Origin of the sequence: Aminicella lysinilytica (assembly GCF_004362975.1) — a bacterium.
Taxonomy (GTDB): Bacteria; Bacillota; Clostridia; order Peptostreptococcales; family Anaerovoracaceae; genus Aminicella; species Aminicella lysinilytica.
In genome coordinates this window covers 17202-43316 of the sequence record NZ_SNXO01000019.1, presented here as the reverse complement: position 1 = coordinate 43316, position 26115 = coordinate 17202, and the positions used below count along the sequence as shown (strand labels likewise).

Here is a 26115-nt window from a genome sequence, read left to right as displayed (position 1 = left end):
ATATCGTCGCCGTATAAAAAGCTGAACAACTGATGTGGTGATCGGTCGCTCAGCTTTTTTCTTGTATATGAATTGATATTATCCATCATCAGATCCACCTTATCCTGTGTAAGAAATTGGAATGATGCCTTCTTAGGCAATACCCTGCGTATGAACTCATGATTCACCTCCACTGCTCCTTTCTGATCGGAGCGCTGCGGATCACAGTAAAATACTCTGGTGCGATATTCCCCGTTCTCATCCATTTCTATTGCGGATGGGTCTGTAAATTCGCTCCCTCTGTCTGTGAGTATAACAGGGAATAATCTGCAAAAGGTTTCTCTGCCTAAAAGTTCATACAGTCTGTTGATAATAGCTGTCACCGAGCGAGCAGTGTTTGCCTCCCTTAAAAAAGCCAACATAAAATTACAGTTAGTAAATATGAGCGTCATAAGCACTTTCGTCGAATCACGAGCCCCCTCTACAGAATCCATTTGTACAACAGGAACATCAGGGTTTTCTTCCATGAACTTCAGAAAATCCTCATATGTCCTTCCATTGTGACATTGTTTATCTACTCTCACAACTTTCTTGACTTTACGAGAGTGATATCTGACCTTTCGTGGAAGATCAAGATTCCCTACAGTAAGAAGGCCATGATCCACATAATGATATATGGTCCTCTCGTCCAACATGATTTCATCTGCGTTATTGCTGCAAATATGATGGATCGACTGTCCTTGTTTTATCAACGGTGAGATTATGTCATCTATGCGAGCCAGTTCATCAGCATCGATACCGATGCCTTGTCTGCTTTCGCTACGCATCAGCTCATACTCCCTTTGCGCCTCCTTCGCATCGTATGTACATTTACTCAGTGTACAACTCCTCCGAGTTTTGCACCCATTACAGACATATGGAGGCTTTTTCAGGACCTTGCATCGATATTCCCTGAACTCTGGACAAACATCATTGCACATTCCACAAACCGAGCAATACCTGCTTTCTTGCCACGATGATGTCTGTATGCATAACTCACATATGTCTCCTTCGTGCATACAGGTTTTTCTATGTACACATGAGTTGTGTGGCCTCGATTTTGTCCCGGTCTTTGTCACATGTGCATGCGCCTTGATTTCCTTTGAGATCGTTGATGCATCACGGTTAAGAGCGACACCTATCTTTATGAACGATGTGCGATCTTTTAACGCATGCTGTATTTCGATTCGATCATCTAATGTTAAATGTTTGTATTTCATTTCTTTCTCCTTTGCTCCGCCACCTCCTCTGCTGAAGTTAGAATATTTTACATCATTCAGATATGAAACGCAAAAAAACTGACACGATTAAATGTCAGCAATTATCCATTTGCAATGATAACTTCCGTTTCTCGGCCCACGCATCATACACTATGTTGGGGCATGGAAGTTAACTATTCAATTGAACTAACTAATCGTCAGGTAACAAATCGCCCTCAAATTACCCATTATTTGTCATTTTGTTATGTCAAAGTTAGTTATTGCGTCTGAATTTATATACTCCAGCTCAATTTTCCCTGGGTCCACAAGCCATTTTCTTTTTTTAACAGGCAGATATGCGGTTTTGATGGAAAACAAGTCTGCGCCCGAAGCCCGTTCCCGATGCCCTAGTCTTTAGTATAGTTGATCGTATAGAACCAGTGGATCACATCGCCATTCTTCAGTTTGTACTTGGAGCAGCCGTAGTCCGGCTGAACGCCGTTTACCTGGTAGAGCCATCCACTCAGCTTGCCGGCGTCATACTCATACAGATAATTGATGCCTTTCACATACTGCGAACCATAAGAAGAATCATACTTGCTGTCCTTCTGGATGCCTTTACGGCTGCAGACTGCTTCCAATGCGTCGTATACAGTCTCGCCGCTCTTGAATTCGTACTTGGTCTTGCCGAGTATCACTCCGTTGGATGGAATGTACTTCTTCACAGCTTCATCCTTCAGCTTTCCCATGTTATTTGATAACTCCGAGCAGCTGATGGAGATATATACATACTTAGATGAGGATTTGGCTGCGCCGGAGGAGGAACTGCTGCCGGATGACGATGAAGACGATGAAGACGCCTTGGACTCAGCCTTCTTTTCCTTTGTGGCCTTTTTCTCAGCCTTCTTCTTTGCCTCAGCCTTCTTCTCAGCTTTTGTTTCCTCAGACTTGGCCGTCTGCGCAGCCTCAGCCTTAGCCTTCTTCGCATCGCTGGCCTTTTTCACAGACAGACCCCAGACCGCAGACACAGCAAAAAGCGCCACCACTACGATCACAGCGATCAGCCTCATTTTCTTTTTCCTGGCCTTCTTTAACAGTTCATCTTCCATTGTTTCCCCCCAATATTCACGGCCGTTCTATGCACGGCCCGGTATCTACGTAGATTTTATTATATTTCAAGCGAATAGTCAACGCTATCCGCCTTATACTCAATGAGGCAGGGTGACGAATCCTGCCTCCAATGAAAAAAGAATGAAAAGCAATTGGGGCTCCACAGTTTCCAGCTCATAATCTATCTTATTTAAGGAAACATATTAAAAGGACTGTGGTGTGCCCACAGCCCGTATTCGCTGATGCAAGTTTCTATTTACCGGTTCACCGCCGATGGAAACGATTCTATGCAGGTCTCCTGGCTTATGGATCATAGCACCGCTTCTCCTTCCCAGCCCGCAGGCCAGTGGATGACTTCAGTCTTGAAGTGATGCTCCCCAATCACAGTGGCGGGACCGCGCAGGAGTTTACCTGCTTCCCTCTTAGCTTTCCTGTGGAAAGAACATAAAACGCATTTTTCAATTGCACCTACATTCTACTATTCACAGGGATTTTAGTCAAGGGATAATGGCCCTTTAATTACGCATTCCTAAGGAATTTTTCATATACTTCCCTCATTAGCTATCTGACTGGATCAAACAGCCTTTTCCATGAGCCACCTGATGCTCTCGTCGCATTCTCTGCTCTCAACGGTAATAGTAGCCGACGGATCGCAGTAGCGGTCTATAGTCGACAAAATATTATCTATGTTGAGTGTGCCGCGGTCAAGTGGATCGTGGAGATCCGTGACGCCGTCGTTGTTGTGGAAGTGAAAATGGCCGATGTGGCTGCCCCAGATCTTTATCCAGTCTTCTACGGTATAGTCAGGCAGCGTCACTACGTTGGCGTGACCTATGTCCAGACAAAGCATTACTCGTGGATCGTCTATCTCCTCCACTATCTGCAGCAGCGGGCCCGGCTCTTCGTCCAGGACGTTTTCTATATAGATATGAAAATCCGCCGGCTTGTCTGCCATGAATTCCTTCCAGAATTTCACTGACTGCTGCACGTGCCACTCGTTGAAATATATGAGCGGAATGAAGCCCGAATGGACCACCAGACGGTCAAGGCCCAGGGCGCGAGTTCCCTCGTAAGCCTGATTCAGGCGCAAAAGTCCCATTTCCACAGCCAGATGGTCTATAGACTGTGGGCAGATCTCCGTGAACGGTCCATGGACCAGAGCCTTAGACGGCGAGTCTACGCCGCATTGCTCCATTTCCTTCTTCATGGCCGCAACGGTCTCCTGGCGCGTTCCATCGTCTAATGACGATGAGATACAGAACTCATTAAGTTCCATGCCGCAGCCGTATTTATTTATGACATCGGTGGCCTTGTCGGAAAAGGTCGCCAGGAAAATGTCTCTTTTCATTGAAACTCCTATCTGGCGGGCGCAGCGCATTCAGTAATGCGCGCCCGTATATTATCTGTAAATGCCGTATTTGATCTTGATGCGCTCAAGCTTTTTGATGAAGGCGTCTCCGAACAAAAATACAAATATCGCTGCCGTGGCTGCATGAGCTGCGTCGTAAGGGGCGCCGGAAATGTACAGGATCCGCAGGGTGTTGAAGCTGATCGGCTTGCCGCCTGCCAGACCTGATGATGTGACCATGGCGCATATGTTCATGATGCCGCCGTATATTATAAACGTTACAAAAAACGTAAAGATCGCCATAGAAAGCCCGTCTACCGGCAGGCGTTTTCTTTGTACCAGTACTCCCGCCAGGAGCCCTGCACCGCCGAAGACATAGAGCCGCCATCCGAAGAAAGTCTGGTCGCTGCCGGGCCAGATCAGGTATGACACATACGCCGCCAGAGCCGCAACCACTATGCACACGATTGGCCCAAGGACCACCGAGAAATTCCGGGACTTGAGCTTGTCATAGTCGACTTTGTTGAAGGCCAGTCCGGCCAGGAATCCCAGCAGGCCCCAGCAGAACATCTGCCACGGCGTCCATGGGCCCTGCCCCATGTAGAAATTGCACACGAAACGGGCCAGAGCTCCTATGAGGAAGCCGGCCTCGGGTCCCAGGGAAATACCTGAGATTATGACCATTGCCGTGCCAGCCTGGATGGGGATGGTCACGTGGAAGAACAGCTGCAGCACTACAGTCAGGGCCGCCATCATGGCTATGAGAACGATTTCCCGGGCCTTAGGCTTGCGCCGCTCGAAGACCAGGAAAAACGGGATCATAGTGTAGATGATGATCAGAAGACTGCCGACCATATACAGGTCGCTGCTTATGAGCAGGCTGCCGCCGATTATGGTGATCGGTATTATGAGAAATATCATTATTGACGAGACGATGGTCCGCTTTCTGTGGGCGGCCTCGTACTGGGTCACATCGAATCCCCGACGCACTTGGCCACCTCCTCCCAGGTAATGGCGTCCGGAAAATATTCCCGGGCCATTTTATTGGCAGCCGTGGTGTAGAAGTTGTTCCCGGAGAAAAACTCCTGTGGCGTGCCGATGGAAACTACGCTGCCGTCGAAGAACATGGCGCACTGATCTGCATATTCTGCGCAGAATTCTATGTCATGGGATACCATGAGTATGGTCGTGCCGTTTTCTGTCAGCTTGCGCAAAATCCCCGCCAGGGTGATCTTGAAGAACGGGTCAAGACCTTTGGTCGGCTCGTCCAGAAGCACCACATCCGGCTCCAGCAAAAGAACTTTTCCCAGAGCCAGCCGCTGCTGCTCGCCGCCGGAAAGATCGTAAGGATGAGCTTTGCGCAGGTGGGTTATCTCCATGAGGGCCAGCATGTCCAGGACGGCCCTGACCTTTTCCTCATCGCTTTCTTTATCGTAATGGAGGGCCTCCATGAGTTCGTCCTCAACGGAAATCTCCGTAAACAAAGCCTGCGGGTTCTGTGGCAGCATGGCCAGCTTACCTTGAACGTCTACCTTGCCCCGCTGAAGCTTCAGCATGCCGCTGATGGCTTTCAAAGTGGTACTTTTGCCCACGCCGTTGCCGCCGAGTATGCAGAAGAGCTGATTTTTTGCCACGCGCAAAGTGAGACCCCGGAGCACGTCCTGGGATTTTTTGTCGTAGCGGAACCAGACATTATCCATGGTGATAGCCGGGTCAGTTACCTTCGGCGCCGGCTGGTTGTCGGCTTTATCGCAGGCAGCTCCCTCTTCAAGGGGCTCAACGCCTGCATCATCCATGACCTTGTCCACCCAGAGTCTGCCTTCTCTGATGGTCAAAGGGCTCGGCCCCTTGCCGCCGGCCTCCTGGAATATCTTGGTCACAGCCGGGAGTCCGTAGAACATAGGATGTCTGTCCTCTGTGGAATTGCCCGCCATGAAACTGCCGATTGTCTGAGGTGTGTCGTAAGCCACGATTTTCCCCTGGTCCATGACCATGACCTTGTCCGCCATGGTGAAGGCCTCCTCCAGCCGGTGCTCCGACAGGATGATCGTAGTGCCCAGGTCGCGGTTTATCTTATATATGGTCTGCAGGAAATCGCCGGATGCGATAGGATCCAGCTGTGATGTAGGTTCGTCCAGCACCAGCAGCTTAGGCTGCATGGCCATAATGGACGCCAGGTTCAAAAGCTGCTTCTGCCCGCCGGACAGCTGGCTCACGTCTTTTCTGAACCAGGCCTGAATGTCGAAGTAGCTGGCCATTTCCGCCACTCTCCGCTTGATGGCGCGATTGTCGAAGCCCAGGCTTTCCAGACCGAAGGCCAGCTCGTGCCAGACCTTATCCGTAACGATCTGATTGTCCGGGTTCTGTTGAACGAAGCCGATCTCGGCGGCGTTTCTCCTGTCATCCAGATCCTCGATTTCGTCTCCGCAGTAGGTGACGCTGCCCTGAAAATTCCCATAGGGCTTCAGGTTTTTCTTCATATGCTTAAGCAGCGTCGTCTTGCCGCAGCCTGACTTGCCGCAGACTACGATGAACTTGGATTTCTCCACTTCGAATGATATATCGTCTAATGCCTTTCTATCTGAAAGGGGATACGAAAATGTTACATTTCCAAACTTGATCGTTTCCATCTTACCTCCCCGCTTATGTCTATAATTATCGGCAGGAACAAAAGCAACACATAGGCTGCCAGCGTTACGGCCGTCATAAGGTCGAAATTACCTAAAACGTACACCGGATAGAACCACACGGTGGTTTTGCCCAGGGCGCAGCCGGCTACGACTATGGCCCCCAGTATGATCATTAACAAAAGTAAGACTGTGTCTCTCCGCGTGAATTTATACAGATGAAAGCTCGTGCGGCCACGCAGGCCGTATCCTCTGGCTTCCATGGAGTCTGCGCTTTCAATGGACGATTCCAGCGACCATGAAACCAGTATGGACGCCTCTTTGCCGAACTGCCGCATCTTGCCGATGAAACCTTTGCCGCTGCCGCGGCCAAGGCATGCCTGACCCATGCGGATCTCCTGAAATCTATCCTTCAGCAGCGGAACGTAGCGGAATATCATGGACATGGTCAGCCCCAGGACCGGCGCCGCCTTGCCAAAGATGAATATGAGTTTGTCCGCGCTCATAATGACGTTGAAGCTGACGAACCATATTATGACCGATATGAGCATTACCGCCGCGCTGACGCCATATATGAGGGCCTCAAGGGTGACTCCGTTTCCTCTGATATAGAAGAATACCGTGGCCCCGTTGTGAGTAAAGAGCACATTGATGCCCGCCATGATGACCAGCGTCCAGAAACTGAAAATCAGGTTCATCTTAATGACGCCCCTGCCTCTGAGCAGCACTGAATAGAGCCACGACGATACGAACGTGGCTGCAAGAAACCATGGGGACAGGGAAAACATCGTGATCCCGATGGCCAGTATATAATATGTGAGATTTACCCAGGGATGATATCCGGAAAATTCGGACCCCTCCCCAATACCGTCTTTTAACATCTATTGCTCCATTGCTTAATGAATTATTAATGCTTACGCGTTCTTATTATACTAAAAAAACATGGATTTATCTACCCTATTTGAAAAACATGCGCATCAACTGATGCGCATGGATTATTAAATGTCTCGTTTGTGATTATCTGCTTCACGGCAGGTAGTTCAAAGGATTCCTTGACGAACCGTTTACCTGTACTTCAAAGTGCAGGTGCACGCATGTTGCTGAGCCCGTACTTCCGGCTCTGCCGAGAGTTTTACCCTGGCTGACCTTCTGTCCCGAATGCACGCTTATGCTGCTGAGATGTCCGTATAGAGTCACAACGCCGTTGCCGTGGCTGACCATAACGGTCTTACCATATCCGTAATACCATCCGGCGCGGATAACGGTGCCTGCCTTGGCAGCCTTGACCTTAGTGCTGGTTGATGCGCTTATATCGATTCCTTCATGGAATGATGAACCATATCCTGTGCGGTAGCCGTATCCTGACAATACCGATCCGTTTACCGGCCACATGTAATCTGATCTGGTCGTAGCCAATGTTGACTTGGATGTAGTAGCCTCGCCGGCTTCATTATATGCAACGACAGTAAATCTGTACTTGGTGCTGCTGGACAAACCTGAGAGTTTAGCCTTACTTGAAGTAACGGTCTTAGACTTAACGGTCTTGCCGTTCCTGGTTGCCTTGACCGTGTATTTGTCAGCACCTGCGATAGGAGACCACTTGACGCTCACGGAACTTGCAGTCCTGGCTGTCGATTTAACATAGCCTGAAACCACATATCCTGTAGACTTAACAGAACTATATTTCTTAGTCCCATTTACGTCCTTGTATGCCTTTACCGAGTACTTGTAATTAGTTGATGACTTAAGATCTGTGTACGCTACATCTGTATCTGTAGATTCGCTTACGACCTTAGTAGAAACTTTAGAAGAGCCTTTCTTCTTGGCGGTGACTACATACCCTTCAGCATTATCCACCTGTTCCCAGGTTACCTGAGTAGTGCTGAATTTCACCCTGTTGGTGTCGACCTTCTCGGCCGCTGATAGATTATTCTCTGCTACATCTGTGGCTGTACCGGTAGAAGTTCCAGTAGTACCGGTTGTCTCATCACCTGCAAAAGCAAATGATGTGAACCCTGCGCTCATAGTGATAACAATTGCCAATGACAGTACCATGACCGTCATTCTCTTTAATATATTCATTAGCTAATACTTCTCCTTTTGCAAAGTTGGTATCGCTAATCCCCGTTCTGAACTCTAGCGCCCCTCAACGCTAAATCTTAAGCAATTCTTAACTTCTTAAGATTTCTTAATAAGTTTACTATATTAAAGAGTCAATGTCAAGGTTATAAGGAAATTTAACCCTCACTTAACCACACAAAAGTGATAACACTTATTAGTGTAGTCATATAGTATATTGGTTGAACTATCCAAACAAAAATCAAGGGCTCTTTCAACCAGCCGACCGTCGCTTCCGCACCTGCGATTCCGCAGGAGCAGACACAGCCATAGTCGCAAACGAGCAAGAAGAGCAGTCTAATATGTCGCGCTGTCTGAGGCGAAATAATTAAAAAGGAGAAGGCCGAAAGTGTAATCGTACTTGTATAATTACACCGAGGAATTCTCCTTTCACAGTTTCAACAGGAAACTGTGTTATTTCGTCGAGTTCGCGGCATATTCTGCTCTTCGCGAGTGAGACTATATGGCTGTTCGCGCACGAGGACCAGCAGTGCGGATGCTGCCGGTCGACCACAAAAAAGAAGCCGCCGCGGGCAGCGATCAAATCGCCACGGCCGCAACAGCCCCTTCAGGTTACTTTTTGTTAAAAGCCTATACTAGCTCCAAAAATACTACCTCTGCACTGTCGCCTCTGCGAGGTCCCAGTTTGAGTATTCTGGTGTATCCGCCATTCCTGTCTGAATATCTTGGCGCAATTTCTTCAAACAGCTTAGTTACTACATCTTCGTCGAAAATGTAGCTAAGTGCCTGTCTTCTTGCGTGAAGATCTCCACGTTTAGCAAGGGTGATCAGCTTTTCAGCTTCTCTTCTGGCTTCCTTGGCTCTGGTATCTGTTGTGGAAATTCTCTCTTCTCTGAAAAGGTCAGTTACGAGATTCCTCAGCATTGCCTTTCTGTGAGCCGAATTTCTGCCCAGTTTTCTATATCCCGGCATGTCCATGCTCCTTTCTTACTGCTTATTCGTCACTAGGTTTCAGACTGAGACCCAGTTCTTCTAGCTTATTCTTAACCTCATCCAGAGACTTCTTACCGAGATTTCTGACTTTCATCATGTCGTCTTCGGTGCGCTCTGTGAGCTCTTCAACGGTGTTGATGGAGGCTCTCTTCAGGCAGTTGAATGAACGAACAGAAAGTTCAAGTTCCTCAATCGTCATCTCCAGAGCTTTTTCCTTCTGGTCTTCTTCCTTCTCGATCATTATCTCCAGTCCATCAGTTGAATCATCCAACTGTATGAACAGGTTCAAATGTTCCTGCATGATCTTGGCGCCTATGGACACACCTTCTTCAGGCGTAATAGAACCATCTGTCCAGATCTCAAGGATAAGCTTGTCATAGTCGGTGACCTGTCCGACTCTGGTGTTCTCAACTGTAAAGTTCACCTTACGTACAGGTGTGTAGATCGAATCTACAGGGATAACTGATATCGGAGTGTTCTCCGTCTTATTCTGCTCAGAAGGAACGTATCCGCGCCCTCTGGCCAGATTGATCTCCATGACCAATGTTGCCTTGTCTTCAAGAGTTGCAATATGAAGATCAGGATTGAATATCTCCATTTCAGAGTCGCCGATAATGTCTGCCGCTGTTACTTCTTTAGGTCCAACTGCATTGATGATAACTCTCTTGGTATCGTCTCCGCTGAGTTTAACAGCTAACTGCTTGAGGTTCAGTATGATCTCTGTAACGTCTTCTTTGACGCCTGGGATCGTTGAAAACTCATGAAGTATGCCGTCGATCTTTACAGAAGTGACTGCTGCACCCGGAAGGGAACTGAGAAGAATTCTTCTCATGCAATTTCCCAAGGTGGTACCATAACCTCTTTCCAGAGGTTCTACAACGAATTTGCCATATTCACCATCTTCGCTAATATTCTTCGTTATCGTTGGTTTTTCGATTTCTATCACTAAAAAACCCTCCTTTTTCTTCCAAACACTATAACTTTACGCTACTTTATTTGGAATACAACTCGACGATCAAGTGCTCTGCAATTGGTGTATCGATATCTGCTCTTGTTGGTAAAGAAACTACCTTTCCTTCAAGCTTCTCAGCATCTACTGACAGCCATGAAGGTACAGTTATCTGCATCTCCTTGATTTCCTTGAACTTAGGCGAATTTGCGCTCTTTTCCTTAACTTTGATCACATCTCCGGACTTCATTTCCATAGCCGGTGAGTTCACCTTCTTGCCATTTACTGTGAAATGACTATGAACGATAAGCTGCCTAGCTTCCTTTCTTGATGAAGCCAGACCTAATCTGTAAACAACGTTATCAAGTCTGCTCTCCAAAAGGATAAGCAGGTTGTCTCCTGTTACGCCTTTCTTAGATTCAGCTTTCTCAAAGAGGTTATGGAACTGAGTTTCCTGCATTCCATAGAATCTCTTAGCCTTCTGCTTCTCTCTAAGCTGTAAGCCGTATTCTGAAGTCTTCTTTCTGCTCTGTCCGTGCTGACCGGGAGCGTAATTTTTTCTCTCAAGGGCACATTTTGCGCCGTAGCATCTGTCGCCTTTCAGGAAAAGTTTCTGACCTTCTCTTCTGCAAAGCCTGCAGTTAGCATCTGTATATCTTGCCATTATTTATTACTCCTCCCTTCTATTAGACTCTTCTTCTCTTAGGTGGCCTGCATCCGTTATGTGGAATAGGCGTAATGTCCTTGATCATTGTGATCTCAAGGCCTGCAGCCTGAAGTGCTCTGATAGCAGCTTCTCTTCCGGAACCTGGTCCCTTTACGTAAACTTCAACTGTCTTAAGACCGTGCTCCATAGCAGCCTTGGTTGCAGTTTCTGCAGCCATCTGTGCGGCGAACGGAGTGGACTTCTTGGATCCTTTGAAGCCAAGCGATCCTGCGCTTGACCATGAAAGGGCGTTTCCATCCATGTCGGTCAATGTTACTAATGTATTGTTAAAGGTGGACTGAATATGTGCCTGACCTTTTACAATGTTCTTACGCTGTATTCTCTTCTTACGTACAGTCTTCTTTGCTGCCTTAGCCATTATTTCAATCCTCCTTCCTTCTTCTTTCTGCCTACGGTCTTCTTAGGACCCTTGCGAGTTCTCGCATTGGTCTTAGTTTTCTGACCTCTTACAGGGAGACTTCTTCTATGTCTGATTCCTCTGTAACTACCAATTTCCATGAGTCTCTTGATGTTCATGGAAGTTTCTCTTCTAAGATCACCTTCTACCATGTAATCAGCATCAATGATCTTTCTGATTTTACCAGCTTCATCCTCTGTCAGGTCCTTGATTCTTGTATCAGGGTTTACTCCTGCTTTCTTAAGGATGTCGTTTGCTGTGGTTCTGCCAATTCCATAAATGTAAGTCAAACCTATTTCGACTCTCTTATCTCTTGGCAGGTCGACACCGGCTATACGAGCCATATGCTTCCTCCTTCTCCTATCTTCCGTCACAGTACCAGGGTGATACAGACAGGGGTTCTGAAAATATAATTGTAGATAATGCGATCCTGGTATCGCTACCTTTTGTGATACGCGCCCGCAGGCGTTTAGTTAACCTTGTCTCTGCTTATGCTTTGGGTTCTCGCAGATAACCATGACCTTGCCATGTCTTTTGATAACCTTGCACTTTTCACAGATCGGTTTTACTGAAGTTCTTACTTTCATTTCGTACCTCCCTTATGAAACCTTAATTACTACCTTTATCTCTCCACGTTATTCTCCCGCGGGTAAGATCATAAGGTGAAAGTTCAACCTTTACTTTGTCTCCCGGCAGGATCCTAATGTAGTTCATCCTGATTTTACCTGAAATGTGCGCAAGCACTTCAAAACCGTTTTCCAGCTTGACCTTGAACATTGCGTTCGGCTGAGCATCTACAACAGTTCCCATTGCTTCTATGACGTCTTTTTTCGCCATTATTTACACCTCTCTTTAATACGTAAGCAGTTCTGGCTCGCCATCTGTTATGACTACGGTATTTTCGTAGTGAGCCGCGAGTCCGCCATCTTTAGTTACTACGGTCCAGTCATCCAACAAAGTATCGACTTCATAGGAGCCTTCAACGATCATCGGCTCTATGGCCAAGGTCATGCCCCTCTGGAGTCTCGGCCCTTTGCCGGCTTTTCCATAGTTTGGTATCGGCGGATCTTCATGCATGTCACTACCTATGCCGTGACCGGTGTAATCTCTGATCACACCAAAGCCCTCGCCTTCTACATATTCCTGTATTGCGTGGGAGATGTCATACAAACGCTGACCCTCCCTCGCGTATTTGATTCCTTCAAAGAATGACTTCTCAGCTGTCTCGATCAGGTGACTGGCCTCCGGGCTGATATTGCCGACGCCGTATGTTCTTGCAGCGTCTGCCATATACCCTTCGTATTCCACTACCAGATCCAGGCTGATTATGTCTCCCTCTTTCAGAACGCGCTTCCTGCTGGGGATTCCGTGAACTACCTCCTCATTAATGGAAGTGCAAATGCTTCCGGGATAGTCATAGTACCCCTTCTCGGAAGCTTTCATACCATGTTTCCTGACGGTCCGTTCTACGAACTCATCGATCTCCATAGTAGTCATTCCTGGTTTAATCAGGTCTTTCAGACCGTCAAGGATCAGTTTATTGACCTTTCCGGCCTCACGCATCAAGTCTATTTCCTCTGCTGATTTGAGTATAATCATTGTTACTCTCCCAACGCGGCTACTATATCCTTGAACGTCTGTTCAAGTGGAGTAGAGCCATCAATGGAAGCAAGCTTCCCTGCCTTCTCGTAATAGTCTACGAGGGGTCTGGTCTGCTCGTTGTAAACATCGATGCGGTTCTTTGCGGTTTCGGCATTGTCATCAGGTCTCTGAATAAGCTCGCCACCACATTTGTCGCAGATACCTTCCTTCTTAGGCGGTATATTGACAACATGATAACTTGCTCCGCAAGCCTTGCATACTCTACGTCCTGTCAATCTGATCATCAGCAGGTCTTCGCCTACCTCAAGATCTATGACCTTGTCTAATTCCTGTCCGTGAGCCTCAAGAAAAGCATCAAGCTTCTCTGCCTGATAAACAGTCCTAGGGAATCCATCAAGAAGGAAACCGTTTTTACAGTCATCCTTCAATAGCCTGTCTGTGGCGATCTCAATTACGAGATCATCAGGAACAAGCTCTCCCTTGTTCATATATTCCTGAGCTTTCTTTCCGAGTTCAGTTCCGTTTTTGATGTTATCTCTGAAAATGTCTCCGGTCGAAATATGAGGAATATTATATTTTTCAACTATTTTTTCTGCCTGGGTTCCCTTACCGGCTCCCGGAGGTCCCAGCAAAATCGTTCTAAGCATAATTTCATCTCCTACTTAAGGAATCCCTGGTAATTTCGCATTACCATCTGGTTTTCCAATTGTCTCATTGTATCGAGAGCAACACCGACTGCTATAAGCAACGACGTACCGCCGAATCTGATATCCAGACCTGTATATTCTGAAACCAGTGTAGGCAATGTAGCTACTACTGCCAGGAATATAGCTCCTACGATGGAGATTCTGGACATTACTTTGCTCAGATAGTCAACTGTGGCTTTACCCGGCCTGATGCCTGGGATGAATCCACCGTTAGCTCTCATATTCTGCGCAACCTCTACAGGATTGAATGTTACTGCCGTATAGAAGTAGTTGAAGAATATTATCAGCATTATGTTGAGTATAGCATATACCCACACTCCCGGATTTCCGCTTGGTGATAGATATTTCTCACAGAAATCATAGAATGCTGTATCTGGGAAGAAGTACATGATCGTCAGAGGGAACTGCAGTAATGAAAGGGCAAATATGATAGGAATTACTCCTGCCTGATTTACCTTTAAAGGAATATGTGTAGACTGTCCGCCGTACATCTTCCTTCCTACAACTCTCTTAGCGTACTGTACAGGTATCCTTCTGGTTCCCTGCTGTATCTCGATGACGCCGACTACTACTATCAAAGCGAAGATTATGAACAGTGCCACTGTGATCAGATTCATTGATCCATCTGAGTACTTAGTGTACATGCTCGAAATCCCGCTCGGGATCCTAGCTACGATGCCGCCGAAGATCAGTAACGATACTCCGTTTCCAATACCGGATTCATTGATTTTCTCACCCAGCCACATAAGGAATGTGGTTCCTGCTGTAAGTATGAGCATGATTACAATAAATGTGAACCAAGTCTGGTTGATTATAGTCTTTCTGAACAGACCTACCGTCAGTCCTGCAGCCTGAACGAAAGCCAGTACTACAGTCAGATAACGGGTTATCTGAGCCATCTTCTTTCTGCCTTCCATTCCCTCTTTGGCTAATCGCTCAAAATATGGGAACGCTATGGTCAGCAGCTGAATGATGATAGTCGCCGTAATGTACGGCGTTACACTCAGAGCGAAGATGGTGAAGTTATTGAAAGAACCACCCGAGAACAGATTGAACAGCTCGAACAAACCCATGTTGTCCCCTGTGAACATCTGTGCCAGATATGTTCTGTTAATTCCCGGAACCGGGATGTTAGACCCGATTCGGAAAACAACCAGCATCAGTAATGTGAAGATTATTTTGCCTCTGATTTCCTTGACCTTCAGAGCCTTGGAAATCGTTTTAAACATCTCCATATTAGATCACCTCTGCCTTTCCTCCAGCAGCTTCGATTTTCTCAATAGCAGTTTTGCTAAATTTATTGGCTTTTACTGTGATGTTATTCTTCAGTTCGCCGTCTCCCAGGATCTTGACTCCGTCTTTCACCTGCTTGATCATGCCTGCTTCAGCCAGAAGTTCCGGCGTAACTACAGTACCAGCCTCAAATCTGTTGAGATCTTTTACATTAACGATTGTATATTCGGTTCCAAAAATGTTTGTGAAACCTCTTTTTGGTAAACGTCTGTACAGTGGCATCTGACCACCCTCGAAGCCAAGTCTGACTCCGCCGCCGCTTCTGGATTTCTGGCCATTCATACCTCTACCACTGGTTTTACCCTGACCGGTAGCTGTACCGCGGCCTCTCCTTTTACGGTTACTGTTAGATCCAACAGGCGCTTTTAATTCATGCAGTTTCATTATACCTCGCACCTCCTATCCTTATAGTTCTTCTACAGTTACAAGATGCGAAACTTTTGCAACAGCGCCGCGTGTCTGCGGTGTGTCAGCCAATTCAACTGAATGATGCATCTTTCTAAGTCCTAGCGCTTCGACAACCTTTCTCTGCTTAGGGGAGGCGCCAATAGTGCTTCTAGTCAAAGTTATTTTCAACATTTTATCTGCCATTTGCGATATCCTCCTATCCTAAGATTTCTTCAGGTGTCTTTCCTCTCAGTTTTGCTACCTTCTCAACTGTCATAAGACCCTTAAGTCCTTCGAGAGTTGCGTAAGCAATATTTCCTGAGTTGTTAGAGCCAACTGATTTAGCTCTGACGTCTTTGATTCCTGCAGATTCCAGTACTGTACGCGCAGATGAACCTGCGATTACTCCGGTACCTTCTGCAGCCGGCATGAGAATTACTCTGCCTGCTCCGAAAACGCCGATATTTCTATGTGGTATAGTGGTTCCAACTGTTGGAACATATATCAAATTCTTTTTTGCATCTTCCGTAGCTTTTCTTACGGCTTCAGGGATTTCCTGAGCCTTTCCAAGACCTACGCCTACATATCCATTGTGATCGCCAACTACGATAGTAACAGAGAATCTCATGTTTCTACCACCTTTTACGGTTTTGGCAACACGTCTGATGTTAACGATGGTTTCAGTCAGATCCAGCTTGGAAGCATCAATAATATTACGCATTATATCTCCTCCTGTTAGAATTTCAATCCGCCTTCACGAGCACCATCAGCCAGTTCCTTAACTCTTCCGTGATAAAGGAATCCGCCTCTGTCAAAAGAAACTACTTCGATTCCTTTTGCAAGCGCTCTCTTAGCAATAGCTTCGCCAACTTTCTTCGCTGCATCTTTGTTTCCGCCGTTTTCGACTTCTCCCTTGATGTCTTTGTCCAGGGATGATGCTGCTACTAAAGTTTTCTGACTCTCGTCGTCAATGATCTGGCAGGAAATATTCTTGTTAGATCTATATACACAAAGTCTTGGCTTTTCAGGAGTTCCGATTAAATTTTTTCTAACTCTGGCGTGTCTCTTTACACGCTTGTCTGTTCTTGATACTTTTGCCATTTTGCTTCACTCCTTTCTATGCCTTAGCTCCGGTCTTGCCTTCTTTTCTACGTACGTGCTCACCCTCGTATCTGATTCCCTTGCCCTTATATGGCTCAGGCTGTCTCCACGATCTGATATTAGCAGCATAGTTTCCAACTAAGGCTTTATCGATTCCTTTTACAACGACCGTATTAGCATCAGGTGTTTCTGTAGTGATGCCATCCGGATCCTTCATCTCAACAGGATGTGAGAATCCCAGATTCATAACCAGAGTGTCGCCCTTCTTCTCAGCTCTGTATCCAACGCCGATGATCTGAAGTTTCTTCTCGAATCCTTCTGTAACACCGATAACCATGTTGTGTACCAGAGTTCTGTAAAGTCCGTGGTTTGCTCTGTTCTGTCTATCGTCGTTAGGCCTTGTGAATGTTACTTCACTGCCTTCGACACTGATTTTTATCTTTGAATCAACCTGCTGTTCAAGCTGTCCTTTCGGGCCCTTAACTGTTACGACATTTTTGTCGTTTACCTTAAGTTCCACACCGGCAGGAAGCGTTACAGGTTTATTGCCTATTCTTGACATTTTGTTACCTCCTACCAAACATAACAGATTACTTCACCGCCAACGCCCAGTTCTCTGGCTTTTTTGTCGCTTACGATTCCCTTTGATGTGGAAATGATTGCGATTCCAAGTCCGCCCAGAACTTTTGGAACGTCGTTAGCCTTGGCATAAACCTTAAGGCCCGGCTTAGAAATCTTCTTGATTCCGCTTATTACTTTTTCTTTGTCAGCACCATACTTCATAGTAACCTTGATAGTGCCCTGTGCATTGTCATCGATCACGTCGTAGCTCTTGATGTATCCTTCGTCAACGAGGATATCAGCTATAGCCTTCTTCATCTTGGAAGCAGGGATCTCGACGGTTTCATGACCTACAGTATTGGCATTTCTGATTCTTGTTAGCATATCTGCTATAGGATCTGTCATTGTCATTACGATTTATCTCCCTTCTCGCGCAGTATGGGATGTGCCCACTTACGCAATATATATGTTGTTTTTACTACAGTCGCTTTCTCACGAAAGCTTTGTGTTAGTCTTTACCAGCTTGCTTTCTTAACGCCGGGGATTTCTCCCTTATAAGCAAGTTCTCTAAAGCAGATACGGCAAATTCCATACTTCTTGAGAACGGAATGAGGCCTTCCACAAATTCTGCATCTCGTGTAACCACGAGTAGCATATTTAGGTTTTCTCTGCTGCTTTATTTTTAGAGACTTCTTTGCCATTTCAACCTCCTACTACTTCTCAAACGGCATTCCCAGGAACTCCAGAAGAGCTGCTGCTTCTTCATCGGTCTTGGCCGTTGTAGTGAATACTATGTTCATTCCTTTGATCGTATCAACGTCATCATAATTGATCTCAGGGAATATCAGCTGCTCTTTAACGCCCATGGAATAGTTTCCTCTGCCGTCAAATGAATTCTTGCTAACGCCCTTGAAGTCTCTTACTCTAGGAAGAGAAATGTTGAAAAGCTTATCTACGAAGACATACATGTTGTCTCCTCTGAGAGTTACCTTAGCGCCTACAGGCATTCCCTGTCTGACTTTGAAGTTAGCTATTGACTTCTTAGCTTTAGTAACTACAGGTCTCTGTCCTGCTATCAGGCCGATCTCATTTACGGCTGTCTCCAGGATCTTGGCATTTTCCTTAGCTTCGCCCAGTCCCATGTTGATGGTAACTTTCTCAAGCTTAGGTACTTCCATTACATTCTTATACTGGAACTTATCCATCAGTGATTTAAACACTTCTTTATCGTAAGTTTCTTTTAATCTTGCTGTCAAAATCTTCTCCTCCTTCCCTAGTCGATTACGTTTCCGGTCTTCTTGGATACTCTGACTTTTTTACCGTCTCTTACTTCATATCCAATCTTGATCGCTTCTTTTGCTTTATCGTCGTAGTACATAACGTTGGAAACATCAATAGGTCCCTCAACGTGTTTGATTTCAGCCTGCTCAGTCCTGGTCTGCTTCTGATGCTTAGCCTGGATGTTCACGCCCTCAACTACTACTCTGTGCTGTTTAGGTATGGCCCTCAGTACTTTTCCGGTCTTACCCTTGTCTTTTCCGGTAATAACGATTACCATATCATCTTTTTTAATACGCATTCGTTACACCTCCTACAGTACTTCCGGTGCTAGTGACACGATCTTCATGAATCCTCTGTCTCTCAGTTCCCTGGCTACAGGTCCGAAAATACGTGTTCCTACCGGAGTCTTATCTTCTTTATCTTTAATAATTACTGCTGCGTTCTGGTCGAACTTCACATAGCTTCCATCTGCTCTTCTGGCGCCTTTCTTAGTTCTAACCACTACAGCTCTGACAACGTCACCCTTTTTAACGACGCCGCCCGGAGTTGCATCTTTTACAGTGCAAACGATGATGTCTCCAATGTTAGCATACTGACGGCTGGTACCGCCGAGAATACGTATGCACAGGAGCTCTTTTGCACCTGAATTGTCAGCAACCTTCAATCTTGTTTCTGTCTGAATCATGATCTGGCGCCTCCTTATTTAGCTTTTTCTACGATGTTCACGAGTCTCCATCTCTTGTCTTTTGATAGTGGTCTCGTTTCCATTATTCTAACTTTATCTCCGATGTTGCATTCGTTCATCTCATCATGAGCCTTGATTTTCTTGGTCCTCTTTACTGCTTTTCCATAAAGAGAATGTCTTACAAAATCTTCGATTGCAACTACTATAGTCTTATCCATCTTGTCACTGACAACGACGCCGACTTTAGTCTTTCTTCTGTTTCTTTCATCTGCCATCTTGCATCCTCCTTTCGATTAAGCCTGAACCTTATCAAGTTCTTTTTCTCTGATAATAGTTTTCGCTCTGGCTATGTCTCTCTTAACTTCCCTCATCTGTACAGGATTTTCAAGTTGTCCTGTTACGTGCTGGAATCTTAAGTTAAACAATTCCTTCTTCATTTTTTCTAGTTCAGCGTTGAGTTCAACATCTGTCATTTCTCTCATTTTATTCAAATCCATTACGCTTCACCACCCTTTGCCGCAGTCTGGTCCTTTGATACAAACTCAGACTTTATAGGGAGCTTGTGTCCTGCAAGTCTCATTGCCTCTCTGGCCTGCTCTTCGGTGACTCCACCGATCTCAAACATTACTCTGCCCGGTTTAACAACAGCTACCCAGTACTCAGGAGCACCTTTTCCGGATCCCATACGTACTTCAGCTGGTTTCTTAGTAACCGACTTATGCGGGAAAATCTTAATATATACTTTGCCGCCTCTCTTGGTATATCTTGTCATTGCAATTCTGGCAGCCTCGATCTGATTTGAAGTTATCCAGCCGCACTCATCAGCGACAAGTCCGTAATCACCATAAGTAACCTTGTTACCTTTGGTTGCTACGCCTTTCATTCTACCTCTATGAACTCTTCTATGTTTCACGCGCTTTGGCATCAACATGGCTTAGTTCCTCCTTTCACTATTGCTTATTCCTGTGTTTCTGAAGCTTCAGCTGGTGCCTGTGCCTCAACCTGAGGTGTTTCTACCTGAGGAGCTGCTTTTGGCTCAGCTTTAGGAGTCTTCCTTGTTCTTGGATTAACAGCTTTTGCGACTTCCGGTTTGTCGAATCTGTCGTTTCTTCTTCCGCCGCCTCTTCTGTCATTTCTCCTGTCATTGTTTCTTCTTCTGCCGTCTCCGTCTCTTCTAGGTCTTCTTTCTCTCTTATCGCGTTTTTCTTCGCGGATAGGGCTCTGAAGTCCCTTGTCGAGGATCTCGCCATGGTTGATCCATACCTTTACGCCGATCTTACCATAGGTAGTATCTGCTTCAGCAAAGCCATAGTCGATATCAGCTCTCAAAGTGTGAAGAGGAACATTTCCTTCGCTGTATTTCTCGTTCCTTGCGATCTCAGCTCCGCCGAGTCTTCCTGAGCAAAGAACCTTGATTCCCTTGCAACCGGCTTTCATTGTTCTGCCGATGGCCTGCTTCATGGCTCTTCTGAAAGATACTCTGTGCTCCAGTGCTTCTGCAATGCTTTCAGCAGTCAGCTGAGCGTCAAGTTCGCTTCTTCTGATTTCTTCAATAGAAATCGTTATCTCTTTTCCGGTCATTTTCTCAAGTTTTTTCTTGAGGTCGTCGATTCCTGAACCAGATCTTCCGATTACCATACCAGGTCTTGCCGTAAGTACGGTTATCTTCATCTTGTTCTCAGCGGCTCTCTCAATCAAAATCTTGGACACGCCGGCTCCGTATAACGTTTTCTTTACATATTCTCTAACTTTATTGTCTTCAGCAAGGAAATCTGCAAAATTTCCCTTGTTAGCGTACCATTTAGAATCCCAGTCCTTGATTACGCCTACTCTTAACCCATGCGGGCTTACCTTCTGACCCATTCAATGAACCTCCTATCTTAGTCTCTTTCCTTAAGAGTTACGCCAACATGGCTTGATCTCTTAAGGATCTGTGATGCTCTACCCTGGGCTCCTGCTCTCCATCTTTTCATGGTAGGGCCCTGGTTGGCATAAATTTCTGCAACGTATAGATTATCAGGGTTCATGTCAAAATTGTTTTCCGCGTTAGCTGCTGCTGACTTTACAACTTTCTCAACGATCTCTGAACCTTTGCCAGGCGTGAACTTTAGAATGTTCAATGCCTCATTTAAGTCCTTGCCTCTTACAAGATCTGTAACAGGCTTAAGTTTAATAGGAGACATCCTGACATATTTTGCAATTGCTTTTGCTTCCATTTTCTATCTCCCTTTCTTACTCTTCTGAAGCAGTCTCTGCTGCCGGTGCTGCTGCTGCAGGTGCTGCTGCCGGAGCTGCTGCTCCAATGCTTACTCCTGCTGACTTGCTGACCCTGGTAGCTTTATCTGCCTGGTGGCCTCTGAAAGTCCTGGTCGGAGCAAACTCTCCAAGCTTATGTCCAACCATGTCCTCAGTAATATATACAGGTACATGCTTCCTTCCGTCATGAACGGCAATGGTGTGTCCTATCATCTGTGGGAAGATAGTGGATGATCTTGACCATGTGATCAAAACCTTCTTTTCATTTGCTGCATTCATAGCTTCGATCTTGGCAAGAAGCTTAGGATCGACGAAAGGGCCCTTTTTAATTGATCTGCTCATTTATGTGCTCCTTCCTACTTATCATTTCTCTTTTTAACGACGTACTTATCGGAAGCTTTGTTCTTCTTCCTTGTCTTATATCCAAGTGTCGGTTTGCCCCAAGGGGTAACTGGACTCTTACGTCCAACAGGAGCTCTTCCTTCACCACCACCATGTGGATGGTCGTTAGGATTCATGACGGAACCTCTTACTGTAGGTCTCCAGCCCATGTGTCTTTTTCTTCCTGCTTTACCGATCTGGATATTGGAGTGGTCAGTGTTGCCAACTTCTCCGATAGTAGCCTTGCAGACTACCAGTACTTTTCTTACTTCTCCGGACGGCAGCCTTACCTGAGCATACTTGCCTTCCTTAGCCATAAGCTGAGCGCCGTTTCCAGCTGATCTAACCAGCTGAGCACCTTTGCCCGGCTTAAGCTCGATGTTGTGGATAAGTGTTCCTACCGGTATGTTCTGTATCGGAAGAGCATTTCCAACCTTGATATCTACATCAGCTCCTGAGTAGATCACATCGCCGACCTTCAGGCCTTCCGGTGCGATTATGTATCTCTTCTCGCCGTCCTTGTAGAACAGCAAAGCGATATTGGCGCTTCTGTTTGGATCGTATTCAATAGTCTTAACTGTTGCTGGAATACCATCCTTGTCTCTCTTAAAATCGATGATCCTGTATTTCGGCCTATAGCCGCCGCCTCTGTGTCTGACAGTGATCTTTCCTCTCTGATTTCTTCCTGAATGCTTCTTCAGAGTAACCGTAAGTGATTTCTCTGGTTTGCTTTCAGTGATTTCTTCGAAAGTCGAAACCGTCATACCTCTAAGGCCAGGAGTAGTCGGATTATATTTTTTGATTCCCATTAATTCCTACCTCCTATATTACAGACTTGAGAAGAACTCGATCTCTTTACTTGCATCTGTAAGTGTGACTATTGCCTTCTTATATGCAGGTGTTCTTCCTACGTTTCTTCCCATTCTCTTGAGTTTTCCGTTTACGTTCATGATGTTTACTTTCTTAACTTCGACATCAAATATTTCCTCGACTGCATGCTTGACTTCTGTTTTATTAGCGTCAACAGCAACCTTGAATGTGTACTTTTTACCTGGAGCCTGGTCCATACTTCTTTCACTGATGACCGGCTTGAGTATTACGTCGTATGCTGATCTCATTATAAGTACACCTCCTCAATTTTCTTTACTGCTTCCTTAGTTACAATGAAGCTTGTGTGGTTAACGATCTCATATACGTTCATCGTATTCACGAGAACTGTTCTTACTCCCGGGATGTTTGAAGCAGATTTAACTACGTTCTCATCCTTATCTGCAGTTACGATCAGAGCCTTCTTTGCAGCCTTAACGTTTGCAAGTGTCTCTACCATAGCCTTTGTTTTCGGAGCATCCATCTTCAGATCATCCAATACGATGATCTCATTATCCTGCACCTTTGCGGATAAAGCAGACTTCATTGCAAGTCTCTTTACCTTCTTAGGAACTGCATAACTGTAATCCCTTGGCTTTGGTGCGAAAGCGATACCGCCTCCAACCTGTGAAGGGTCTGTCGTGCTTCCCTGTCTATGACGTCCTGTTCCTTTCTGTCTGAAAGGCTTCTTGCCGCCTCCTCTGACTTCAGCTCTTGTCTTTGCAGACTGTGTGCCCTGTCTCTGATTGGCAAGATAGTTCTTTACGACTTCGTGAACAGCGTTTTCGTTTGGCTCAATGCCGAATATCTCATCTTTAAGCTCTATAGTACCGGCTTCTTTACCGTCCATACTGAGCATCTTTACTTTTGCCATTTGCGCTTCCTCCTTTCCTAGCCTATCTTATTTGTCGTCCTGACCTTTAACAGCGTATCTGATTTTCACCAGGCTGCCTCTGCCGCCAGGAACAGCGCCCTTGACAAGCATAAGATTTCTGTCAGTATCAACTTTTACTAATACAACGTTCTGCACCGTGATGGTGTCGCGGCCCATGCGGCCAGGTCCATCGTTTCCAGGGAATACCCTTGATGGATAAGTCGCTCCTGCAAGACCGCCGGCTAATCTCTTATGTTTAGAGCCGTGAGTCATCGGTCCTCTGTGGTGGCCATTTCTCTTGATATTTCCCTGTGTTCCCTTACCTTTGGAAACGCCCGTGATATCAAGCTTCTTGCCTTCTTCAAAATCTGCTACGGTTATTACCTGTCCAAGTTCATAAACTTCGCCGTCTTCAACTCTGAACTCTGCGAGGTGCTTCTTTGGAGCAGCTCCGCTCTTCTCAAAGTGTCCGGTCATAGGTTTGTTTACTCTCTGTGGTTTCTGTTCTTCAAAACCTACCTGTACTGCATCGTATCCGTCTGATTCAACGGTCTTGACCTGTGTTACCACTTCCGGTCCCGCTTCAATGACAGTAACAGGAACAACCTCTCCTGATTCTGCGAAAATCTGGGTCATCCCGATTTTCTTACCTAAAATTGCTTTCATATTTTTCCTCCTGTTTTCTTACAGCGGATCGCTCTTGGCGATCATACTAAGGGAGAGTCCCTTACAGCTTGATTTCAATGTCAACGCCTGCAGGCAGATCCAACTTAGTCAGAGCATCTGTTGTCTGCAATGTTGCATTGGTTATGTCGATCAATCTCTTGTGTGTTCTCTGCTCGAACTGCTCTCTGCTGTCCTTGTACTTGTGAACTGCACGTAAGATCGTTACAACCTCTTTCTCTGTTGGTAGCGGAATAGGTCCTGAAACATCCGCGCCGGTTTTCTTCGCTGTCTCGACTATCTTAGCAGCCGACTGATCCAGCAAAGCATGGTCATAAGCTTTAAGCTTGATTCTGATTTTCTGTAATTCGCTCATTTTTTCCTCCAATTTCTGTTAGTACTGATTTCGCTATTCTCGTACAGGGGTCCTAAATGCCTACTTTTCAACGTGTGCGAGATATTGCCTGCGTTGCACACGGTTCCGTGCGTTTCCATTGTTATGGCACAAAACAAAAGTCAGCGAACTCCCTCGCCCCTGTCTGGCAGGGACAATTCTCGGTAGAAATTACCTGATAGCTCAGCAACTTCCTACTTCTTCGCCTTATGCAAGCCTTATTAGTATATAATAAACAAAAGATAAATGCAAGACTTTTTTTCAAAGATTTTCAAAGGTTTTTACCTGGCAAAATGGCTGATTGCAAGCGCTTTATTATAGTAAAACCATACACGCATCCACGCGTTTGCTAGTGCCCGCACAAAAGTCACCCTGGATATCTTTGGCGGCCGTGTTTGGTCGCGGGCAGAAATTCCGCCCGTAAAAACAGCGCCTCGCTTTCGCGAGGCGCTATGCTTTGTTCCTACATTATAATGTGCAAGGCTTAATAATTCTCTGACTTCACCTGGAAGTATGCCTGAGGATGTTTGCATACCGGGCAAAGTTTAGGTGCTTTCTTGGCAAGGACCTGATGTCCGCAGTTGCTGCACTGCCAAAGTACTTCTTCTTCCTTCTCGAATACTACGCCTTCCTTGATGTTCTCGGCCAGCTTGCGATATCTTGCCTCATGGAGTGCCTCGATCTTAGCTACGCCTTCCATCTGGATAGCGATCTCAGGGAATCCCTCTTCTTTGGCAGTCTCAGCCATTTCCTTATACATCTCTGTCCACTCGTAGTTCTCGCCTGCTGCTGCATCAAGAAGATTCTGCATAGTGTCATTGATTCCTACGGCATGTTTGAACCAGAGTTCTGCATGCTCTTTCTCATTTCCTGCTGTCTCTTCGAATATCTTCTGGATCTGAACGTATCCATCTTTCTTTGCCTGTGATGCATAGAATGTGTACTTGTTTCTTGCCTGTGATTCACCGGCGAATGCTGTCATGAGATTTTCTAACGTTTTAGTTCCTTTTAAGTCTTTCATTTCTTACCTCCATTGTAAATAGTAATTTAATTAGTTGTAAAGTTGTACTTTATATAATGTTTATTGGTTATACCTGATCATTGTCGCAGGCTGCTCCTGCCGGACAAGCTCATCACTGCTCTGATTTCAGACAGTCGTTGCATACGCCTCGCAGCAGCGTGCGTCCCATGCGGACATTCTTGTCTCCTACTCCGAAGGTGTCGCAAATGACACTTCTGAGTTTCTCCATGTCTTCTTTATTTGTCGGGTAAAGATCCTGGAGTTTACCGCATCGTATACACTGCATATGGCAATGCTCTGTCAGCTGTCCGTCGAAACGATCTACATTACCTGCCGCTGTCAGACGATCTATTTCCCCTGCGCCTACTAAGGCGTTCAGGTTTCTGTAAACCGTGGCCAGCCCGATAGAAGGCATCTCTTTCCTGGCCTGCTCATATACCCATTCCGCAGATGGATGTGTGTCAGTGCCTCGAACGATGCTCAGTACTAGACTCCTTTGCTTGGAATACTTCATGTAGGCCCGCCTCCTTTCAATTAATTGATAATGATTATCATTATTATAATTATTTATTCTTAAGTTGTCAAGCCATTTTTT

Annotated in this window: 39 protein-coding genes, 2 pseudogenes and 1 riboswitch; all 41 genes and pseudogenes read right to left on the bottom strand. The window is 45.9% G+C overall.

Annotated elements, in window-relative coordinates; all coding sequences use genetic code 11:
- A partial coding sequence (locus EV211_RS06255; RefSeq protein WP_243108551.1) for an IS30 family transposase occupies window positions 1–806 on the bottom strand: 806 nt, incomplete at its 3' end.
- Window positions 807–1121: 315 nt separating this feature from the next.
- A pseudogene (locus EV211_RS11160) lies at window positions 1122–1238 on the bottom strand (helix-turn-helix domain-containing protein); the annotation flags it as partial.
- Between the two features lie 386 nt (window positions 1239–1624).
- Window positions 1625–2326, bottom strand: coding sequence for a DUF4430 domain-containing protein (locus EV211_RS06250; protein WP_133528566.1), 702 nt, complete (start codon window positions 2324–2326; stop codon window positions 1625–1627).
- Window positions 2327–2598: 272 nt separating this feature from the next.
- A riboswitch (cobalamin riboswitch) is annotated at window positions 2599–2790 on the bottom strand.
- A gap of 111 nt (window positions 2791–2901) precedes the next feature.
- Complete coding sequence (locus EV211_RS06245) at window positions 2902–3675, bottom strand: sugar phosphate isomerase/epimerase family protein (RefSeq protein WP_166635387.1); 774 nt, start codon at window positions 3673–3675, stop codon at window positions 2902–2904.
- A gap of 51 nt (window positions 3676–3726) precedes the next feature.
- Entirely contained in the window at window positions 3727–4665 is a 939-nt protein-coding gene (locus EV211_RS06240; RefSeq protein ID WP_243108549.1) for an ECF transporter S component, read from the bottom strand.
- Window positions 4644–6305 (bottom strand): ABC transporter ATP-binding protein, encoded by a 1662-nt coding sequence (locus EV211_RS06235; RefSeq protein ID WP_133528564.1) that lies wholly within the window; start codon window positions 6303–6305, stop codon window positions 4644–4646. The genes EV211_RS06240 and EV211_RS06235 overlap by 22 nt, the downstream gene beginning before the upstream one ends.
- Window positions 6278–7183, bottom strand: coding sequence for an energy-coupling factor transporter transmembrane component T (locus EV211_RS06230; protein WP_133528563.1), 906 nt, complete (start codon window positions 7181–7183; stop codon window positions 6278–6280). Before EV211_RS06230 ends, EV211_RS06235 begins: the two co-directional genes overlap by 28 nt.
- Window positions 7184–7328: 145 nt before the next feature.
- Window positions 7329–8384: a M23 family metallopeptidase gene (locus tag EV211_RS06225; RefSeq protein ID WP_133528562.1), complete on the bottom strand. Its 1056-nt coding sequence runs from the start codon at window positions 8382–8384 to the stop codon at window positions 7329–7331.
- A gap of 627 nt (window positions 8385–9011) precedes the next feature.
- A complete protein-coding gene (gene rplQ / locus EV211_RS06220; RefSeq protein ID WP_133528561.1) occupies window positions 9012–9353 on the bottom strand; it encodes a 50S ribosomal protein L17 in 342 nt (113 codons plus the stop codon).
- A 22-nt stretch (window positions 9354–9375) separates the two neighbouring features.
- Window positions 9376–10320: a DNA-directed RNA polymerase subunit alpha gene (locus tag EV211_RS06215; RefSeq protein WP_133528560.1), complete on the bottom strand. Its 945-nt coding sequence runs from the start codon at window positions 10318–10320 to the stop codon at window positions 9376–9378.
- A gap of 46 nt (window positions 10321–10366) precedes the next feature.
- Complete coding sequence (gene rpsD / locus EV211_RS06210) at window positions 10367–10987, bottom strand: 30S ribosomal protein S4 (RefSeq protein WP_133528559.1); 621 nt, start codon at window positions 10985–10987, stop codon at window positions 10367–10369.
- Between the two features lie 22 nt (window positions 10988–11009).
- Complete coding sequence (gene rpsK, locus EV211_RS06205) at window positions 11010–11408, bottom strand: 30S ribosomal protein S11 (protein ID WP_133528558.1); 399 nt, start codon at window positions 11406–11408, stop codon at window positions 11010–11012.
- Window positions 11408–11791: a 30S ribosomal protein S13 gene (rpsM, locus tag EV211_RS06200; RefSeq protein ID WP_133528557.1), complete on the bottom strand. Its 384-nt coding sequence runs from the start codon at window positions 11789–11791 to the stop codon at window positions 11408–11410. The genes rpsK and rpsM overlap by 1 nt, the downstream gene beginning before the upstream one ends.
- Window positions 11792–11920: 129 nt before the next feature.
- Entirely contained in the window at window positions 11921–12034 is a 114-nt protein-coding gene (gene rpmJ / locus EV211_RS06195) for a 50S ribosomal protein L36 (RefSeq protein WP_133528556.1), read from the bottom strand.
- 22 nt (window positions 12035–12056) lie between these two features.
- Entirely contained in the window at window positions 12057–12284 is a 228-nt protein-coding gene (infA, locus tag EV211_RS06190) for a translation initiation factor IF-1 (RefSeq protein ID WP_133528555.1), read from the bottom strand.
- A 15-nt stretch (window positions 12285–12299) separates the two neighbouring features.
- Window positions 12300–13046, bottom strand: a complete 747-nt coding sequence (map, locus tag EV211_RS06185; RefSeq protein WP_133528554.1) for a type I methionyl aminopeptidase — start codon at window positions 13044–13046, stop codon at window positions 12300–12302.
- Window positions 13047–13048: 2 nt separating this feature from the next.
- Window positions 13049–13696: an adenylate kinase gene (locus tag EV211_RS06180; protein WP_133528553.1), complete on the bottom strand. Its 648-nt coding sequence runs from the start codon at window positions 13694–13696 to the stop codon at window positions 13049–13051.
- Window positions 13697–13707: 11 nt separating this feature from the next.
- On the bottom strand, window positions 13708–14985 hold the full coding sequence (secY, locus tag EV211_RS06175) for a preprotein translocase subunit SecY (RefSeq protein WP_133528568.1): 1278 nt from the start codon (window positions 14983–14985) through the stop codon (window positions 13708–13710).
- 7 nt (window positions 14986–14992) lie between these two features.
- Entirely contained in the window at window positions 14993–15433 is a 441-nt protein-coding gene (rplO, locus tag EV211_RS06170) for a 50S ribosomal protein L15 (protein WP_133528552.1), read from the bottom strand.
- Window positions 15434–15454: 21 nt separating this feature from the next.
- On the bottom strand, window positions 15455–15640 hold the full coding sequence (gene rpmD / locus EV211_RS06165; protein WP_133528551.1) for a 50S ribosomal protein L30: 186 nt from the start codon (window positions 15638–15640) through the stop codon (window positions 15455–15457).
- Between the two features lie 13 nt (window positions 15641–15653).
- Window positions 15654–16157, bottom strand: coding sequence for a 30S ribosomal protein S5 (gene rpsE, locus EV211_RS06160; RefSeq protein ID WP_133528550.1), 504 nt, complete (start codon window positions 16155–16157; stop codon window positions 15654–15656).
- Between the two features lie 14 nt (window positions 16158–16171).
- Entirely contained in the window at window positions 16172–16537 is a 366-nt protein-coding gene (rplR, locus tag EV211_RS06155; RefSeq protein WP_133528549.1) for a 50S ribosomal protein L18, read from the bottom strand.
- A 16-nt stretch (window positions 16538–16553) separates the two neighbouring features.
- Window positions 16554–17099, bottom strand: coding sequence for a 50S ribosomal protein L6 (rplF, locus tag EV211_RS06150; protein WP_133528548.1), 546 nt, complete (start codon window positions 17097–17099; stop codon window positions 16554–16556).
- A gap of 11 nt (window positions 17100–17110) precedes the next feature.
- Complete coding sequence (rpsH, locus tag EV211_RS06145; protein ID WP_133528547.1) at window positions 17111–17509, bottom strand: 30S ribosomal protein S8; 399 nt, start codon at window positions 17507–17509, stop codon at window positions 17111–17113.
- A gap of 104 nt (window positions 17510–17613) precedes the next feature.
- Entirely contained in the window at window positions 17614–17799 is a 186-nt protein-coding gene (locus EV211_RS06140; RefSeq protein WP_133528546.1) for a type Z 30S ribosomal protein S14, read from the bottom strand.
- Window positions 17800–17811: 12 nt separating this feature from the next.
- Entirely contained in the window at window positions 17812–18354 is a 543-nt protein-coding gene (gene rplE / locus EV211_RS06135; protein WP_207667998.1) for a 50S ribosomal protein L5, read from the bottom strand.
- Window positions 18355–18371: 17 nt separating this feature from the next.
- Complete coding sequence (gene rplX, locus EV211_RS06130; protein WP_133528544.1) at window positions 18372–18677, bottom strand: 50S ribosomal protein L24; 306 nt, start codon at window positions 18675–18677, stop codon at window positions 18372–18374.
- Between the two features lie 12 nt (window positions 18678–18689).
- A complete protein-coding gene (rplN, locus tag EV211_RS06125; RefSeq protein ID WP_133528543.1) occupies window positions 18690–19064 on the bottom strand; it encodes a 50S ribosomal protein L14 in 375 nt (124 codons plus the stop codon).
- A gap of 14 nt (window positions 19065–19078) precedes the next feature.
- Entirely contained in the window at window positions 19079–19339 is a 261-nt protein-coding gene (rpsQ, locus tag EV211_RS06120; protein ID WP_133528542.1) for a 30S ribosomal protein S17, read from the bottom strand.
- 18 nt (window positions 19340–19357) lie between these two features.
- Entirely contained in the window at window positions 19358–19561 is a 204-nt protein-coding gene (gene rpmC / locus EV211_RS06115) for a 50S ribosomal protein L29 (protein ID WP_133528541.1), read from the bottom strand.
- Window positions 19561–19995 (bottom strand): 50S ribosomal protein L16, encoded by a 435-nt coding sequence (rplP, locus tag EV211_RS06110; RefSeq protein ID WP_133528540.1) that lies wholly within the window; start codon window positions 19993–19995, stop codon window positions 19561–19563. The genes rpmC and rplP overlap by 1 nt, the downstream gene beginning before the upstream one ends.
- Before the next feature lie 26 nt (window positions 19996–20021).
- Window positions 20022–20927, bottom strand: coding sequence for a 30S ribosomal protein S3 (rpsC, locus tag EV211_RS06105; RefSeq protein ID WP_133528539.1), 906 nt, complete (start codon window positions 20925–20927; stop codon window positions 20022–20024).
- Between the two features lie 17 nt (window positions 20928–20944).
- Window positions 20945–21280: a 50S ribosomal protein L22 gene (gene rplV, locus EV211_RS06100; RefSeq protein ID WP_133528538.1), complete on the bottom strand. Its 336-nt coding sequence runs from the start codon at window positions 21278–21280 to the stop codon at window positions 20945–20947.
- Window positions 21281–21383: 103 nt separating this feature from the next.
- Window positions 21384–21662, bottom strand: a pseudogene (gene rpsS / locus EV211_RS06095) (30S ribosomal protein S19); the annotation flags it as partial.
- Window positions 21663–21676: 14 nt separating this feature from the next.
- Window positions 21677–22510 (bottom strand): 50S ribosomal protein L2, encoded by an 834-nt coding sequence (gene rplB / locus EV211_RS06090; RefSeq protein WP_133528536.1) that lies wholly within the window; start codon window positions 22508–22510, stop codon window positions 21677–21679.
- 18 nt (window positions 22511–22528) lie between these two features.
- Window positions 22529–22819 carry a 50S ribosomal protein L23 gene (gene rplW / locus EV211_RS06085; protein ID WP_133528535.1) on the bottom strand — a complete coding sequence of 97 codons (291 nt, stop codon included), beginning with the start codon at window positions 22817–22819 and terminating at the stop codon, window positions 22529–22531.
- Complete coding sequence (gene rplD, locus EV211_RS06080; protein WP_133528534.1) at window positions 22819–23442, bottom strand: 50S ribosomal protein L4; 624 nt, start codon at window positions 23440–23442, stop codon at window positions 22819–22821. The genes rplW and rplD overlap by 1 nt, the downstream gene beginning before the upstream one ends.
- Window positions 23443–23469: 27 nt before the next feature.
- Window positions 23470–24108, bottom strand: coding sequence for a 50S ribosomal protein L3 (gene rplC / locus EV211_RS06075; RefSeq protein WP_133528533.1), 639 nt, complete (start codon window positions 24106–24108; stop codon window positions 23470–23472).
- A 61-nt stretch (window positions 24109–24169) separates the two neighbouring features.
- On the bottom strand, window positions 24170–24481 hold the full coding sequence (rpsJ, locus tag EV211_RS06070; protein WP_067532850.1) for a 30S ribosomal protein S10: 312 nt from the start codon (window positions 24479–24481) through the stop codon (window positions 24170–24172).
- Window positions 24482–24983: 502 nt separating this feature from the next.
- Complete coding sequence (gene rbr, locus EV211_RS06065; RefSeq protein ID WP_133528532.1) at window positions 24984–25520, bottom strand: rubrerythrin; 537 nt, start codon at window positions 25518–25520, stop codon at window positions 24984–24986.
- Between the two features lie 112 nt (window positions 25521–25632).
- The gene (locus tag EV211_RS06060; protein WP_133528531.1) at window positions 25633–26034 is read right to left on the bottom strand and encodes a Fur family transcriptional regulator; all 402 of its coding nucleotides are present in this window, start codon (window positions 26032–26034) and stop codon (window positions 25633–25635) included.
- Between the last annotated feature and the right edge of the window lie 81 nt (window positions 26035–26115).